General features: G+C 42.7%; 16 protein-coding genes. 15 read left to right on the top strand and 1 reads right to left on the bottom strand.

Annotated elements, in window-relative coordinates:
• From ACY8D0_RS20350 to ACY8D0_RS20285, 14 genes are all read left to right on the top strand, one after another.
• Positions 1-330, top strand: a complete 330-nt coding sequence (locus tag ACY8D0_RS20350) for a DUF1292 domain-containing protein (protein WP_462412307.1) — start codon at positions 1-3, stop codon at positions 328-330.
• 172 nt (positions 331-502) lie between these two features.
• Positions 503-1627, top strand: a complete 1125-nt coding sequence (gene mltG, locus ACY8D0_RS20345; RefSeq protein WP_462412306.1) for an endolytic transglycosylase MltG — start codon at positions 503-505, stop codon at positions 1625-1627.
• Between the two features lie 278 nt (positions 1628-1905).
• Entirely contained in the window at positions 1906-2556 is a 651-nt protein-coding gene (locus ACY8D0_RS20340; protein ID WP_462412305.1) for an O-methyltransferase, read from the top strand.
• On the top strand, positions 2553-3482 hold the full coding sequence (locus ACY8D0_RS20335) for a peptidase U32 family protein (protein ID WP_462412304.1): 930 nt from the start codon (positions 2553-2555) through the stop codon (positions 3480-3482). The genes ACY8D0_RS20340 and ACY8D0_RS20335 overlap by 4 nt, the downstream gene beginning before the upstream one ends.
• Before the next feature lie 129 nt (positions 3483-3611).
• Positions 3612-4883 carry a peptidase U32 family protein gene (locus ACY8D0_RS20330; RefSeq protein WP_462412303.1) on the top strand — a complete coding sequence of 424 codons (1272 nt, stop codon included), beginning with the start codon at positions 3612-3614 and terminating at the stop codon, positions 4881-4883.
• On the top strand, positions 4884-5519 hold the full coding sequence (udk, locus tag ACY8D0_RS20325) for a uridine kinase (protein ID WP_462412526.1): 636 nt from the start codon (positions 4884-4886) through the stop codon (positions 5517-5519). It begins immediately after the preceding gene.
• 175 nt (positions 5520-5694) lie between these two features.
• A complete protein-coding gene (greA, locus tag ACY8D0_RS20320) occupies positions 5695-6171 on the top strand; it encodes a transcription elongation factor GreA (RefSeq protein WP_462412302.1) in 477 nt (158 codons plus the stop codon).
• 71 nt (positions 6172-6242) lie between these two features.
• On the top strand, positions 6243-7994 hold the full coding sequence (locus ACY8D0_RS20315) for a peptidoglycan D,D-transpeptidase FtsI family protein (RefSeq protein ID WP_462412301.1): 1752 nt from the start codon (positions 6243-6245) through the stop codon (positions 7992-7994).
• A gap of 207 nt (positions 7995-8201) precedes the next feature.
• A complete protein-coding gene (locus ACY8D0_RS20310; protein WP_462412300.1) occupies positions 8202-10193 on the top strand; it encodes a S9 family peptidase in 1992 nt (663 codons plus the stop codon).
• Between the two features lie 142 nt (positions 10194-10335).
• Positions 10336-11034 carry a YrrS family protein gene (locus ACY8D0_RS20305; RefSeq protein ID WP_462412299.1) on the top strand — a complete coding sequence of 233 codons (699 nt, stop codon included), beginning with the start codon at positions 10336-10338 and terminating at the stop codon, positions 11032-11034.
• A gap of 25 nt (positions 11035-11059) precedes the next feature.
• On the top strand, positions 11060-11755 hold the full coding sequence (gene mtnN / locus ACY8D0_RS20300) for a 5'-methylthioadenosine/S-adenosylhomocysteine nucleosidase (RefSeq protein ID WP_462412298.1): 696 nt from the start codon (positions 11060-11062) through the stop codon (positions 11753-11755).
• 217 nt (positions 11756-11972) lie between these two features.
• Positions 11973-12230 carry a YrhC family protein gene (locus ACY8D0_RS20295; RefSeq protein ID WP_462412297.1) on the top strand — a complete coding sequence of 86 codons (258 nt, stop codon included), beginning with the start codon at positions 11973-11975 and terminating at the stop codon, positions 12228-12230.
• 422 nt (positions 12231-12652) lie between these two features.
• Positions 12653-12793, top strand: coding sequence for a YrzI family small protein (locus ACY8D0_RS20290; protein ID WP_462412296.1), 141 nt, complete (start codon positions 12653-12655; stop codon positions 12791-12793).
• Between the two features lie 29 nt (positions 12794-12822).
• The gene (locus ACY8D0_RS20285; RefSeq protein WP_462412295.1) at positions 12823-12963 is read left to right on the top strand and encodes a YrzI family small protein; all 141 of its coding nucleotides are present in this window, start codon (positions 12823-12825) and stop codon (positions 12961-12963) included.
• A 692-nt stretch (positions 12964-13655) separates the two neighbouring features.
• Here the strand turns inward: ACY8D0_RS20285 and ACY8D0_RS20280 are convergent.
• Positions 13656-15449 carry a M3 family oligoendopeptidase gene (locus ACY8D0_RS20280; protein WP_462412294.1) on the bottom strand — a complete coding sequence of 598 codons (1794 nt, stop codon included), beginning with the start codon at positions 15447-15449 and terminating at the stop codon, positions 13656-13658.
• A gap of 608 nt (positions 15450-16057) precedes the next feature.
• On the opposite strand from ACY8D0_RS20280, the gene ACY8D0_RS20275 reads away from it, so the two are divergent.
• Entirely contained in the window at positions 16058-17032 is a 975-nt protein-coding gene (locus ACY8D0_RS20275) for a F510_1955 family glycosylhydrolase (RefSeq protein ID WP_462412293.1), read from the top strand.
• The last annotated feature ends 8 nt before the right edge of the window (positions 17033-17040 follow it).

The raw sequence follows: 17040 nt of genomic DNA, 5'->3' as shown, positions 1-17040 counted from the left end.
ATGTCAAACGAGCACAATCATAACCATCATGACCATGATCATGATAACGACGAGCAGTTTATTACGCTTGTAAATGAGAATGGTGATGAAGAATTATTTGAAATCCTGCTAACTTTCGATTCGGAGGATTTTAACAAATCCTATTTATTATGTTTCCCGGTCGGGGAGTTAGAAGAAGATGAGGAAGGCGTTGTTCATGCCTACGCCTATGTTCCAACTGAAGACGGCGGCATCGGAGAATTATTGCCGGTGGAGTCGGATGAAGAATGGGATATGATTGAAGAAGTGTTTAACACGTTTATCGAAGACCAGGAAGAAGAAGAAGAATAATCACAAACGAAAGAGCCGGCAGTCTGCCGGCTCTTTTTCAACATTTAATAAGGAAAATTGACATTTTTCCCACTATGTGCTGAAATAATTACAATGTCACTTCTGTGTTTAAATATGTTTAAAAAGGAAAAGTATTGAAAAAGCCATTCGGGTTGTGGGAGGGAGGAAAGGGATGACAAACGACAAGAAAGATAGTATCCGGGAAAAAATGCTTGAACACCAAAGGGAAGCGAGAATCGTCAGGCGAATTGTATTTATGATATCGATTGTACTGCTATTATTGATTATTATAATTGGCGGCGGAGGCTATCTTTATATTAAATCTGCCTTAAAGCCGGTGGATGCTGACAGCAAGGTAAATAAAAAAGTGGATATCCCGTTGGGTTCATCTGTCACAGGCATCGGTGAAACTTTAGAAAATAACGGGATCATTAAGGATGGAAAAGTTTTTAAATATTATGTCAAACTAAAAAATGAAGGCGGTTTTATGGCGGGGGAATATGAGTTAAGCCCGTCGATGGATGTGCCGGAAATTGTCGGCCGGCTTAAAACCGGGAAGGTTTTGGCAAAGGCCAGCTTTAAAATCACCGTGCCGGAAGGGAAACAGCTAAAAGAAATTGCCGCCATCATGGCAAAGGCAACAAATCAAAATGAAACCGATGTGCTTAATAAATTGAACGACAGTGCATTTATTAAACAGCTTATGGCTAAATTTCCTGACCTCTTATCAACGGAGATTACCAATCCTGCTGTAAAATATCCTTTGGAAGGGTATTTGTATCCCGCAACGTATCCTTTTTATAAGACGAACCCTTCGGTTGAAGAAATGGTAACAGCCATGCTCGGCAAAACGGAAGATGTATTAGCCGATTATTCCGATGAAATGGGCCAAAAAAATCTATCGGTTCACCAGGTGTTAACAATGGCTGCACTTGTGGAAGAAGAAGCGACAGAAAAAACCGACCGTAAAAAGATTGCCAGTGTATTTTATAATCGTATAGACAAGGGCATGCCGCTGCAAACGGACCCAACCGTGCTGTACGCGGAAGGCAGACACAAGGAGCGGGTCACTTATCAGGATCTGGAGGTTAACTCTCCTTATAACACTTATCTGCATACCGGTCTCCCGCCTGGTCCGATTGCCAATTCCGGAAAGTCTTCGATTGAAGCGGCGTTAGAACCGGAAAAAACGGATTATTATTATTTCTTGGCAACCGAAAGTGGAGATATTGTTTTTACCAAAACATTGGAAGAACATAACCAGGAAAAGGCAAAATATATTACCAATAAAAAATAGTACGATGGAAGGGGGAAGTATAGCATTCCCTCTTTTTTTATGGTAGAATGGTTCAGGTGTTTATTTGGAAGCCATAGCGTAACTCCAGTAAAGCAACATTGATGGCAGCCTTAAGTTTTGGGCTCGCGGCCGCCACAATGTTAAAATTTCTGTGTACGCTATTTTTTATGTCTAAACAGGCCTTTTTAGGCAAATACTAAAAGTATTTGACTTTGTATACATCTTCAATGCCCGCTGAGTATGTTCCGGGTATTTTTATAGGATTGAGGTGACGCAGCTTGATTAATGAAAAGCTGCATTCTTATTTAGAACAACTTATTCCGGGAAGAAATCCCCTATTTATCGAAATGGAAAGCTATGCAAAGATTCATCATGTGCCCATTATGGAGCTAGCAGGAATTGAGACCATGCTGCAGCTGCTTAGAATCCATGATTCCAAAGCTGTATTGGAAGTCGGGACTGCCATTGGCTATTCCGCACTGCGAATTGCAGATGCTCTTCCAAACGCGAAAATTGTGACGATCGAACGTGATGAGGAACGCATTTTGGCAGCAGAGGAATTTTTCAAGCGCACTAGCCAAAGCGAGAACATTCATTTAATTAAAGGGGATGCCCTGGAAGTTGCAGAACAGGTTGGCCGGTATGCGCCATTTGATGCGATTTTTATTGATGCGGCGAAGGGCCAATATAAAAAGTTTTTCGATATTTATTCCCAGTTTCTTGAAGAGGACGGAATGATTATTACCGATAATGTTTTATTTAAAGGACTTGTGGCCGAGCAGGAGATTGAATCAAAGCGGACCCGGAATCTTGTCAAAAAAATTGATGACTTTAACCATTGGTTAATGGAACATCCGGATTTTGATTCCGTTATTCTGCCTGTAGGTGACGGGGTGGCCATTAGTAAAAGAAGAGGTGAAACGAAATGATTAAAACGGAATTGCTTGTGACTCCAATTTCGGTTGATGATATCTTGCCGCTCTCGGAAGCGGGAGCAGATGCGTTTGTGATTGGGGAACAGCGTTATGGTTTGCGGCTTGCCGGTGAATTTAATCGTGAAGATGTTAAGAAAGCGATCGAACTCGCCCACACTGCCGGAAAAAAAGTATATGTGGCGATGAATGCGATTTTCCATAATGAAAAAGTGGATGAATTAAATGAATATATCCGTTTCGTGGCTGATGTAAAGGCAGACGCGATTATTTTTGGCGACCCTGCAGTGTTAATGGCCGCAAGGGAAACAGCACCAGATATGAAGCTTCACTGGAGCACGGAAACAACCGGTACAAACTGGTACACCTGCAATTATTGGGGTCGAAAAGGGGCTAAACGCGCAGTGCTTGCCCGTGAAATCAATATGGATGCAATTGTCGAAACGAAAGAACAAGCTGAAGTTGAAATTGAGGTACAGGTACACGGGATGAGCTGTATGTTCCAGTCGAAGCGCACGTTGCTTGGCAATTATTTTGAATACCAAGGCAAAGCGATGGAAATCGAAAATCGCAAGCAGCAAAAGAACATGTTTCTGCACGATAAAGAACGCAGCAATAAATATCCGATTTTTGAGGATGAAAATGGGACTCATATTATGAGCCCTAATGATATCTGTATTATTGATGAGCTGCAGGATATGCTGGAAGCCGGGGTTGATTCGTTCAAGATTGACGGTATTTTGAAAAGCCCTGAATATATTCTTGCCGTAACCAAGATTTACCGTGAAGCAATCGATTTGTATTTTGAGGATCCAGAACTTTATGAGGACAAAAAGGACGAGTTACTGGAAGCCATTGAGAAAATTCAGCCGAAAAACCGTCCATTGGATACTGGGTTCTTCTTTAAAGAAACAGTGTATTAAACGAAAAGGCTAAGCGCCTTGTTCAAGGGTGACAGGCATAAGACGAGTCTTCTTGACGGATTCGCTTATGACCCTGCCCCTAGGCGCTGGAGCTAGACATTACTATAAATTTATGGAGGGGTTCAAATCGTGAATACAGTTAAAGACAAGATTTCTGAGATCATTGACGGAAAACGTGTCATTGTGAAAAAACCGGAACTCCTTGCTCCAGCTGGCAATCTGGAAAAGCTGAAAATTGCCGTGCAGTATGGCGCTGATGCTGTGTTCCTTGGCGGGCAAGAGTACGGCCTCCGTTCCAACGCGGACAACTTTACGTTGGAAGAAATCAAAGAAGGCGTGGAGTTTGCCAAACGTTACGGTGCGAAAATCTATGTGACCACCAATATTTACGCGCACAACGAAAATATTTCAGGCTTGGAGGAGTACCTGCAAGGCCTAAAAGTGGCAGGTATCGCGGGGATTATTGTGGCCGATCCGCTTATCATAGAAACATGCCGCCGGATTGCCCCAGAAATTGAAATTCATTTAAGCACACAACAATCCCTGTCCAACTGGAAGGCAGCTAAGTTCTGGCAGGAGGAAGGCTTAGAACGCGTGGTTTTAGCCCGTGAGACAAGTGCCGAAGAAATAAGGGAAATGAAAGAAAAAACCGATATCGAAATCGAGACATTCATTCATGGTGCCATGTGCATCGCCTATTCTGGACGCTGTACTTTGAGCAATCACATGACAGCCAGGGATTCCAACCGCGGCGGCTGCTGCCAGTCATGCCGTTGGGATTACGATTTATACCAGCTTGAAGGAAGCGATGGGGAAACAGCCCTATTTGCAGATGGAGACTCACCATTTGCCATGAGCCCTAAGGATTTAAACTTAATCCAGGCGATTCCAAAGATGATTGAACTTGGCATTGATAGTTTAAAAATCGAGGGACGAATGAAGTCTATCCACTACATTGCGACAGTTGTCAGTGTTTATCGAAAAGTGATTGACGCTTATTGTGCTGACCCAGACAATTTTGTGATTAAACGCGAATGGCTCCAAGAGCTTAATAAATGTGCGAACCGAGAGACTGCTCCGGCCTTTTTTGAAGGTACTCCTGGGTATAAAGAGCAAATGTTTGGTAATCATAGCAAGAAGACAACGTTTGAATTTATAGGTTTGGTCTTGAACTTTGACGAATCAACACAAATGGTTACCCTGCAACAGCGGAATCATTTCAAACCAGGCGATGAAGTGGAATTCTTCGGACCGGAAATTCAAAACTTTACTCATGTCATTGATAAGATCTGGGATGAGAAAGGAAATGAACTGGACGCTGCCAGACATCCGTTGCAAATTGTCCAATTTAAATTGGACAGGCCGGTCTATCCTAACAACATGATGCGAAAGGAGAACTAACTGATGCGCAAACCCGTTGTTTTAGGAGTAGCCGGCGGTTCCGGCTCTGGAAAAACAAGTGTGACGAGGGCAATCGCCGAGAGCTTTAAAGACCATTCGATTTTGGTGATTGAACAGGATTATTATTATAAGGATCAGAGTCATCTGCCGTTTGAGGAACGCTTAAAAACCAATTATGACCATCCCTTTGCTTTTGACAATGATTTATTAATCGAACATATTGAAAAACTGCAGCGATATGAACCGATTCATAAGCCCGTCTATGATTATTCGCTTCACACCCGATCAGACCAAATTATCCATGTAGAACCAAAGGAAGTCATTATTTTAGAGGGAATATTAATTTTAGAGGATGAGCGTCTGAGAAACTTAATGGATATTAAAGTATTCGTTGACACAGATGCCGACCTTAGAATCATCCGCCGTCTGTCGCGCGATATCAAGGAACGCGGGCGGACATTTGATTCGGTTATTGAACAGTATACAAATGTGGTGCGGCCGATGCATAACCAATTTATCGAGCCGACAAAGCGTTATGCGGATGTTATCATTCCCGAAGGCGGACAAAATCACGTGGCTATTGATTTAATGGTCACAAAAATTCAAACAATTCTTGAACAAAAATCAATTTTATGACACAATAGCTAAAGAAAACACTGCAAAAATTGATTTTAGATTTATCCTTTTAAAAAGCGCGCGCCCTAAACTCTAGGACGCGCAAGCTTATATTATGCCGGTATCAGCATAATATTAATTACATACAATTACACAATTCTTTTGGGGGATTGTGAGACTTGAAGGAGTGAGGGTTTTGGCTGCAGAAAAAGTATTTCCAATGACGCAGGCTGGTAAAGAAAAACTGGAACAGGAATTAGAGTATCTTAAAACGGTTAAACGCAAAGAAGTGGTGGAAAGAATTAAAATTGCCCGAAGCTTTGGTGACTTATCGGAAAACTCCGAGTACGATTCCGCAAAAGAAGAACAAGCCTTTGTGGAAGGCAGAATTACCACTTTAGAAAATATGGTCCGCAATGCCAAAATCATTGAGGGCAGTGAGGCAGCTGGTGATTCCGTATCATTGGGAAGATCTGTCACATTTATTGAACTGCCGGATGGAGAGGAAGAGACCTATACCATCGTGGGTAGTGCGGAAGCCGATCCATTCGAAGGAAAAATCTCCAATGATTCACCTATCGCGAAAAGCCTGATTGGAAGAAAAGTGGGCGAAGAAGTATCCGTTCAAACGCCAGGCGGGGAAATGAGCGTCCGCATCGTTTCTATTAAATAAAATTTTTGTAATGATGATAAGATTGTTTGAAAATTCGAAACCTCGTCAAGACTTTTGACGAGGTGTTTTTTATGTGGAGAAAACGTGCGATTGGCTGGCTGTTTATTTGCATCATAGGTCTGGCGCTCCTATTGGCCAGGTTGGTTCAAATCCAATTACTCGATACGGAGACCTTTTCGAAGCATCATGTCAATTTGCTTGAGGAAAGTGTAAAGCAAAGAACTCAAGAACTTGTCATCGATAATGGCAGGGGAAATTTCCTTGACCGGAACGGCACAATGCTTACCCATAAAATGGTATCAGTATTGGTGTTGTTTCCCTTTTTAAAAAAAATGGATTGGGACATTGACAAAGTTTCGGCAATCACCAATATTCCTGCGGCAGACTTGGAAAAAGCGGTCACCTCGGCCAAAAAGCCAATTGCCTATGGGGAACCCGACCCGATTGAACTTACTGATTCACAAACGGAAAAAGTCAATGCTTTGAATATACCTGGGGTATTTGCTGTGGAGAAAAAGTTTGAACGTACGTCGATACCGGCAGAGCAGTTAATCGGGTTAACTGGCGAGAATGCAGACGAACTGGAAAGGCGTTATCCTAATAAGGAATTATCAGAGAAAACCCTGATTGGCGTTTCCGGACTCGAGGAAAGTTTTGATGAATTTCTTCTGCCCGAAGGCAAGTCAAAACTGGTCTACCATGTTGACGGCAGCGGAGCTCCGTTGTTCGGCATCAATGTGAAATATGTGGACCCTGCTAACCCGTTTTATCCGGTTAACATCCGGACTACCATCGATAAGGCCATCCAGGAGAAGGCGGAGGGATTAGTCGATCAATACCAGATTAAGAAGGGGGGCATCGTCCTCCTTAACATTGAAGATAACAGTGTATTAGCGATGGTATCCCGACCTGCTGTCAATAAAAAGGACCCTTATAGCAGTGCAGGCATCACCAATCGAATGCTGGAGCAGCAAATTATCGGGTCCGTATTTAAGACGGTTGTGGCTGCTGCAGCTATCGACCATAATCTCGATGACCCAATGCGGTTGTTTGATTGCAGTAAAAAGATTACCGGCAAACCGGAACTCAAATACAATTATGGAATGTTGAATTTCACCGATAGCTTTGCAAGAAGTTGTAACCGCACGTTCGGGGAACTGGCTCAAGAATTGCAAAAACAGGACCCTAATGTTTTAGAAAATTACGCCGCTAAATTATCCCTGACCGGTTCTGTTGGCTGGCAGGGGGAAGTGTTTCATACAAGTAATTTTAAGCAGCTTGCCGATGAGGACAAAGGCCGAGTTTTTTTATCGGAAGAAGCGAGAACAGACAGCAATTATGTTGCGATGTCAGGCATTGGCCAGAATGAAGTCCGGGCAACCCCGCTCTCGGTGGCCAATATGATGGCGACCATTGCCCGCGGCGGGGAAAAGGAAATGGTCCGGGCGGCTACTAAAATTGAGTATAAAAATGGGACAACCATGATTGATTTTCCGAAAAATAGTCTCGAAGGTGAAACCATTTCTCCTTATACTGCTGCAAAACTGCAAAAGCTGCTCCGTGAAGTGGTGGTCAATCCGAATGGGACGGGGCGATGGTTTCAGGACTTGCCTTATGAAGTAGCCGGAAAGTCGGGTACGGCGGAAACGGGGAAATATGAAAATGGCCAGCAGCTCCATAATAAATGGTTTGCCGGATATTTCCCTTACCAAAATCCCAAATATGCCCTAGTTGCCGTCAATCTTGATGTGACAGACAGTGAAGGCGGAGTAAATTTATTATTTGCTGATATGGTAAAAATGCTCTATCAAAATCAACAATAATAAATACCCATAGGCTCTGTTAAAAGAGGTTGCTAACTTTTTTAAAACCTGTTGATTGAGTGGAAATCAACATTAATTTTTAACTAAGCCATTCATAAAATAAAACAGCCAAAATATATTAAAATAATTTTGGCTGTTTTTTTGCAGGAAAAATTATTTTTAGTGTCGAAATGAATTAGAGTAAAAATTTTAAAAGGCGGTAATGTTATGACAACTAGAAGAGGAATTCAATCATCAGATTTATATGGGCTTAAGTCGGTGGCAAGCCCACAATTTGCTCCGGACGGAAGCTCATTTGTTTTTGTCCAAACAACCATCAATCAAGAAACTGATGAATACCAATCACAGCTTTTTTTCAAAGACCTGACCACCAATGATGGGGCAGCCCTTCCATGGACGTTTGGCAAAGGAAAGAATCTTACTCCCCGTTGGTCCCCTGACGGAACAAAGCTGGCGTTTGTCTCTACCCGCAGCGGAAAAGGACAAATCTATGTATTAAGCAAATCAGGCGGAGAGGCAAGACAATTGACCTTTCTTCCGGAAGGTGCAAGCAATCCCGTCTGGTCCCCGGATGGCAAAACGATTGCTTTTAGTACTTCACTAAAACCTGGTCAATCACTAACCATCGAGGAACTAACGGAACAAAAGCAGAATAAACCGCAGCCGCTTGAGGTTTCGCAAATGAAATATAAATCCGATTCGAGCGGTTTTTGGCAGGGGCACTACAGTCAAATAGCCGTGGTTGATATAGAGAGCGGAGAGGTAACCCAATTAACGGAAGATAAATATGATTGCAGTCTTTACAGCTGGGCGCCAGACGGAGAAAAACTTTTGATTGCTGCCGATGTTGACGGACAATCGGATACATCTTTTAATCAGGATGTTTATTTGTTAGACGTCAATACAAAGGAACTAACCCGTATTACCAAGGGGACAGGTGTCTTTGAGAAGGCTGTGTTCTCGCCTGACGGCCTGCTGATTGGGATGATTGGCCATGAACGGGAGTACGAAAATGCTACCCATCCAAAAATCTGGATCTATGAAGTTCAATCACAGGAGCTAAAATGTTTAACTGCAAACTGGGATGTGCCTGTGGGCAATTTAATGGTGGGAGATTTCCATCAAGGAGTTACCGATCCTGGATTAGTGTGGAATCACAAAAGTGATGGCTTTTATTTTCTCGCCACAGACCGTGGAAATACAAACCTTTACTATGGATCTGTAAATGGGACAGTCGAGGCAATCACAACAGGTGAGCAGCATGTGTACGGCTTCACTGTCGATAGCCAGTCTCATATAGCCATTTGTGCCATCAGCCAGCCAACCCAAATTGGCGACTTATTCTTAGTCTCATTGCGAGATGGACAAATCGTGGAACGTCTTACAGAAGCTAATAAAGACTATTTGCAGACGATCGTGCTCTCCGCACCGGAAACCATTAAGTTTGAAAGTGAAAAGGGCTGGAAGGTCCAGGGATGGCTGATGAGACCCTTAGGGTTTGAAGCTGGGAAGAAGTATCCGCTCGTTCTAGTGATTCATGGCGGGCCGCACATGATGTATGGAAATACTTTTATGAATGAATTTCAAATATTGGCTGCACAGGGCTATGCTGTGTTGTATATGAATCCAAGAGGCAGCCATGGATATGGCCAGGAGTTTGTCGATGCCGTCCGCGGTGATTATGGCGGAAATGATTATCAAGATTTAATGAACGGTGTTGATTATGTATTACAACATTATGATTTCATTGACGAAGACCGGCTTGGCGTAACAGGCGGCAGCTACGGCGGTTTTATGACCAACTGGATTGTCGGGCAAACCAATCGCTTTAAAGCGGCCGTTACCCAGCGCTCGATTTCCAACTGGATTAGTTTTTATGGGGTCAGTGATATTGGCTACTATTTCACAGAATGGCAGATTCAATCCGATTTCCGGGATATCCAAACACTTTGGAAGCATTCTCCGCTTTCTTATGTTGAAAACGTTGAAACGCCATTATTAATTCTTCACAGTGAAAAGGATTACCGCTGTCCAATTGAACAGGGGGAACAATTTTTTATTGCTTTAAAACGTCTGGGGAAAGAAACCAAATTTGTCAGGTTTCCTGACCAAAATCATGAGCTTTCCCGCAGCGGCAAACCAGTGCTAAGGATAAACCGGTTGGATTATATTACAGGCTGGTTCAATGATTATATTTAACAATACATGGAGAAACCGCATCGATTTTGTCATTGTGCGGTTTCTTTTTTTACAATAGTCTTACCGTTTAAGGTTATTCCTTCAAGTTGACACCAATTCATGTTAAAATATTGAAAGCCTATTGTTAAAGGGAGTGATTCCATTGAATATTGATTCGAATAATTCACGATCCGGTTATCGGGCAAAACGGAGGAAAACTAATATTGTTTTAAATGGTTTAATTATCCTGGTACTCGCGTTAATTATTATCGTGGCGTATAATGTTTTTGCTTCTGGAGATGATGAAAATGCCGCATCATCAACCAAGGAAACTCCAAAGACGGAGCAGAAAGCAACGGTAAATAAGGATGAAAGCAAGACGTCAACTAAAACAGATAAATCAGATGAAGACAGTCAAAAAACTGCAAAAACAGAAGATGAAGCCTCTGATGAATCAGATACGGCAGCCACTGATGAGGAGGAAGAGGCCTCTGCTAGTGACCAAGCTGATCAAACACAAGCGACTGTTACAGCAGGCGGCAGCTCATCAAATGTCATTAGTACAACGATTAATCCATCTTGGAAGCCTGTCGGTACTTCCCAAGCCGGTCAACACACAGCCGTTTATGATGAAAATTCGGCCGATTGGCAAGAAATGCTAAAGGCCATTTCTTACGCAACGGGAATTGACCAAGGCAATATGACGGTTTATTGGCTCGGAAGGGACCGGTCAACCAGTAATGGGTCATTTGCAACAGTTGCCACAAAAGATAAGACGAAAAAATATAATGTTTATCTTCAATGGGTAGACGGTCAAGGCTGGCAGCCAACCAAAATGGAAGAACTATCCGAAATTCAATGATCAACTAATGAAAGAGGTTAAACTAATGAAAATTGCCATAATCGGCGCAATGGAAGAGGAAGTAACCTTGCTTAAAGAAAATATGACAGATAAGACCGGGGAAACCATTGCGGGCTGTGAATTCACGTTTGGCAGCATGAATGGCGCTGACGTGATCCTGCTTCGTTCAGGAATTGGTAAAGTAAATGCGGCGATGTCGACAACCATCCTGCTGGAGAAATACAAGCCGGATTGTATTATCAATACCGGTTCTGCAGGCGGGTTAAATCCGGACCTAAATGTAGGGGATGTTGTTTTCTCTACCGAGGTACGGCATCACGATGTAGACGTGACCGCATTTGGTTATGAGTATGGGCAAGTTCCCCAATTGCCGGCTGCGTTTTTGGCGGATGAAAAACTCGTCAAAACCGCAGAGACCGCGGCAAAGGATCTTGATAAATTTAAGATTGAAAAAGGGTTGATTGTATCGGGAGATTCCTTCATAGAGGACCCAAAACGGGCGGAATTTATCCGAGGCAAATTCGGGGACCTGCAAGCAGTAGAAATGGAAGCGGCCGCCATCGCCCAAGTCGCCCATCAGTTTGGTGTTCCATTTGTTATCATTCGTTCGTTATCGGACATTGCCGGCAAACAATCAGAAATCTCTTTTGATCAATTCATTGACCAAGCTGCAGCTAACTCCGCTACTTTAGTCATGAAAATAACAGATGCTTTGAAATAAAAATACATGATAATAGGCAGGGGCTGTCCATAAAGCAAGGGGTCAGACACCACTCCGCAAAATATAGGCTGTTTTTAAAAAACGTTCTATATATTGTTGTGGGCGGGAAGTCAGACCCCTTAATGGACAGCCCCTTTTTACTAATATTTACATCTGCTTTATGTGAGTAAACTGTGTTAAAGTAGGTTAGTAGATTACAAGGAGAGCAGGTGAAGCAATGAACCAGCAAGCGAAACGGCTTTATGAAAAAGTGATCGACTTTAAGCGGTTTGCCATCGTTTTATTAGCGGTAGGAGCATTCTTCTTTTTAGGTTCGATTATTCCATTTGAAAAAACGGATATGGAATTAAATATCACGATTCTTGCTTCCATGTCATTCCTGGCACTATCGGTTTTATTTTTTGCATTCTCTAAGCAATGCCAAATACAATTATCTAATATGGATGAAGATCAAGACTTTTTCTCAAAAGGATAAGTGTTCCAGCACAGTCGGGGCGCTTATTTTTTTTACCCATAAAGTGCCCCTTTTTTATTTTTTTTATAAAAATTGGAAAAAAGAGGTTTACAAAGCATTGGATGGTGGATATAATTACCGTAGTAACAAATTAATTCCAAAGGAGGTCGATGAACATGTTAAACCATAGAGCTGCTGTTAAAACAGAAAATTTAAATATGACTCATTCGACCAGATTGGAATGGATGGATTAATTCTTATTAACCTTACATATCCATGCCGCAGGGAGAATGACGCCTTGCGGTATTTTTATGCCTAAAAACCTTTTTGGCCGCAGGGACTATTCCTCTGCGGCCTTTTTTTGCCTATTTTTCTCACGGTTTGGGTATGTATGATGTAACTTGGGAATGTAGTTGCCAACTAATATTTGGAGGTGAAAGGACATGACGTTAAACATTCTTTTTTTTACCATTACAATTAAAAAACACAAAGTGACACCGGAAGAAGCGGCCCATAGGGAAATCGTTGACAGCTTGTTTGAAGAACATAGGGACCGCCAAATATCTGTGCACCATCTAATATAATACGGGGCAAACAAAGGAAGTGAACTGACATGACCCTGCATATTTTATTTTTAACGATTACCATTTCCAAGCGTAAAGTAACAGCGGAACAAGCGATGCACCAGGAAATGGTTGAAAAGCTTTATGAACAAAACAAAGACCGGCAAATGGCCATGTATCGCAATATGTAAGAGATTTAATCATTTAACTGAGAAAGGTGGTTTTACTAATGTTATTTTTAATGCAAGGACGCGGAGCAAGTTTATGGGGTATGAAGGATACCACCTAGTCAAAAACAGGAGGGATCAGGATGCCGTTACACCTCTTATTATGGAGTGTTTTCCTGAAATTGAAGAAAAGGAATAATAGCTTATCATAGTTGTCGGCAGTTGGCAGCAAATGAATTGCTTGTTAACAAAACGTTCACAAATCCCAGAGATAGATACTGTGAAAATATGATAAATTCAAATTAGAAAATGAGCAGAATCTTTCTAAGGGGTGGGGAGTATGTTTATGATGGTGATGGCCTTTGTCATTACTGGGGCAATTGGCTGTGTCATTTCGGCTGAATTGAGTGCTGAATTATAATAAAGAGCATCGGCAAAATTTGCCGATGCTCTTTTTGTAATACTAAAAGAATTTATATCTGCTCTTCGTGTTTCCTTTATCCCGTTCAACGGGCAGTAGATTCTTAACTCCCCGTAAGAACCCGATTGGTTCAACTAACAATCAGCGAGAAAAACATTCGCTGATTGAAGTTTCACCTTATCTCAGTTGTAGAGATCTACAAGGAAAGCTCGACAGCATAGGCATCGCACGAACAAAAAGTGTTAGCTTTTTGGAGGAGGCCTGCCCAAGCGGTGACCAGGGCGCTTGCGCTTTTCTATTCGGTTAACGCTAAGAACTCATCGATGTCATCGAGGCAAATCCGGACGGCACTTTCCCAGAAATCCTTTTGGGTGAGGTCCACCTGCAGATGCTTCTTCGCAAGATCCTCAACGGTCATTGAGGCTGTATCCTTCAGCAGAGCAATGTATTTTTCTTCATAGCCCTTTCCTTCCTCAATGGCTTTGGCATAAATCCCTAGCGAGAACAAATAACCAAAGGTATAAGGGAAGTTATAGAACGGCACATCGGTTATAAAAAAGTGCAGTTTGGATGCCCAAAATAATGGGTGGTAGTCTTCCAGGCTTTCTGCATATGCCTCTTTTTGGGCCTCCAGCATTAATTCATTTAACCGTTCGGCCGCAACAGGTCCTTGCTTTCTTTCTTCATAAAAACGTGTTTCAAAAATAAACCGAGCATGGATATTCATTAAAAGCGCGACTGTTCTCTGGATTTTATCATCCAACAACACGAGCTTTTCTTCTTCGCTCTTGGCATTCTTAACCGAGGCATCAGAGACAATCATCTCGGCAAAAGTGGAAGCAGTTTCTGCCACATTCATCGCATAATTGCGGTTTAGAAAATGCACACCTTTCATGGCAAAAGAATGGAAGCCGTGTCCTAGTTCGTGTGCCAACGTGGAGACATTGGACGGCGTGCCGGAATAGGTCATAAAAATCCGCGATTGGGCACTTTCCGGAAAATAAGTACAGAATCCACCGGGTGCTTTTCCAGGCCGGTCCTCTGCCTCAATCCACCGGTTTTCAAACGCTGTTTTGGCGAAGGACGCCAATTTTTCGCCAAACAAGGCGAAGTTTTGTTCAATAAAGTCGGCCCCTTGTTGATAGGATATCTTGGTTTCTGTATTACCGAGCGGTGCATCCAGGTCGTACCAGCTTAATTTTTCTAAGCCAAGCAGTTTAGCCTTCCGTTCTAAATAGCGGACCAGTTTTTGTTTGTTTTCAGAAATGACGTTCCACATCGTTTCCAGTGTGTTCTTTTCCATTCGGCTGATGTTGAGCGGTTCCTTCAACACATCCTCCCAGCCTCTTTTTTTATACACATTTAACCGAAAACCGGCCAGATGGTTGAGCGTTTTTGCCAGCAGGTCAGCTTGATCGCCCCATGCCTTTTCCCAGCTTTCAAAAACAGTCTGTCTGGTATTGCGGTCGGGGTTGGAGAATTTGTTGTGGGCCTGGCCAACCGAAAGCTGTCTTTCCTCGCCATTTTCCATAACGGAAACTTTTATTTTGCTGACAATTAAATCGTATAATTGTCCCCAGCTATGATACCCATCGACTCCAAGTGTGCTGATCAACGCTTCCTCTTCTTGAGAAAGTTTATCCTTTGCCCGCTCGCGTCGCTCATTTAACACAAAAGCAAGTTCCTTTAAATGTTCAGAAGCCAAAAGCTCCTGCCAGGCTGCTTCTTCAAAGGCGGCCAGCAAGGTGTCGAAAACCCCAAGGGCTGTCTGGAAGGCCGCGCTTAAGGTTGTCACTTTGGCATCAAGGGTATAAGCTTGTTTATCCGCGGTATTCTGGGCCAACAGGCAGCCTGTAAACGCCCCCGCCTGACGCAGTTTTTTTGCAATCGTGACAAAATCATCCAGCAATTGTTGGAGATATGGGCCATCTTGCACAGTATTGCTTGGCTGCCAAGCAGCAGCCTTTGTTTCAAATTGAGAGATTAATTCTTCAGTTTGTACCAAGTGTTTATGGAAGTCAGGAGAACTACTCCCGCCTTGGAAAAAAACATCGAGATTCCATACGTCTGAATATGTACTTGCTGTCATAATCGGTACCTCCTTTATTTAGAAAGAAATCATAAAAAGTTTCGACTTTGAGAATTGTCCAGCTCCAGCGACCTAGCGCCTATTTACCCATCGCTCTCCGCCCTGCGATAAGTCAACATCGATTCGCCTCCAGCTCCTGCGCCAAAGCATATTCGAAGAAGCGGCTGTTCAGCTCGTCGCAAAGCACAGGAAGCTGCTTGGCTCTTCGTGTTTCCTTTATCCCGTTCAACGGGCAGTAGATTTTCAACTGCCCGTAAGAACCCGATCGGTTCATTCAACTAACAATCAGCGAGAAAGCATTCGCTGATTGAAGTTTCACCTTATCTCGGTTGGAGCGCTCCACAAGGAACGCTTCGGAAGCATAAGCATCGCACGAACAAAATGCGATAGCATTTTGGAGGAGGTCATACGGCGCTGATCAGGGCGCTTACGCTTTTCTTAGTCCCGTCTTATTATAGAACTTATATTCAAAAAATTCTATTACATAAGATGTCGAGTGTCCATTTCTTGGCTTTAACATTTGACATATTTATCTGCACTACGATATAAGTGAAAGGATAAAGGCAATATTTAAATAGTTTATGAATATAACTTTGGGAGGAAAAAACGTGAAATTTCATCTAAGGGCCGTCTTCATGGCTAGTTTAATCGGACTCGTTTTGATTTCCTCCGGCTGTTCAAGCTCCGATAGTAAATCGAAACCTGAGGCCGGGAAGGAGACCAAAACCGTAAATAAAACCTTTGACATCGTTGAAGCGAAATCCATCAAACTAAGCCGAATTTTTGGAATAGGTTATCCCGGCAATGATGAAGCCCTTTATGTGGCTGCCAATAACGGAATCAAAATGTATCAACAGGGGTCTTGGTCAGAGACAACAGCCAATCTACACCAATATATGGGGTTTCAAGCGATTGATTCCGGTTTTATCGCCAGCGGGCATCCGCAAAAAGGAAGCGATTTGAAAGACCCGCTCGGGATTGTATTAAGTGAGGATAAAGGGAAAACGCTGGAAAAACTATCATTCTACGGTAATGACAATTTTAACTTTTTGGGTGCAGGTTATCAGAATGACAGCCTCTATCTTATTAGTGACCAAGAGAAACAGGGGCTTGCTTATGGGGTAAATTATTCGGTGGATAACGGAGCATCCTGGAAACAAAGTCAGTTGGATGGGTTTAAGGCAGATTCGTTTGGCATGCTGGCAGTCCATCCCCAGAATGGAAACATTATGGCCATGTCGACAAGGACTGGTATCTACTACTCTTTGGATAATGGGAATACCACGAGGCTGATTACAGATCCTGTGATGGTGACGGCATTGACATTTAGCGGGGACTCGATTTTGTATTCGAGTGTTGAAAATGAAAAAATCTTGTTAAAAACATTGAATCCCGAAACCGGGGAACAGGCCGTGCTCCCGATTCCGTTTCTTGATTACGATAATGCGGTTACTTACTGTACTGTTAATCCCAAAAATCCAAATCAGCTGGCCTTTTCTACGTACAAAAATGATTTATACGAGTCCACTGATGGCGGCCAAACATGGGTTATTCTCTTAAAAGAAGGCAAAGAGCAGGATTAGCTCCTGCT

It is taken from the genome of Neobacillus camarae, assembly GCF_054950115.1.
This window is presented reverse-complemented; position numbering and strand designations above follow the sequence as displayed.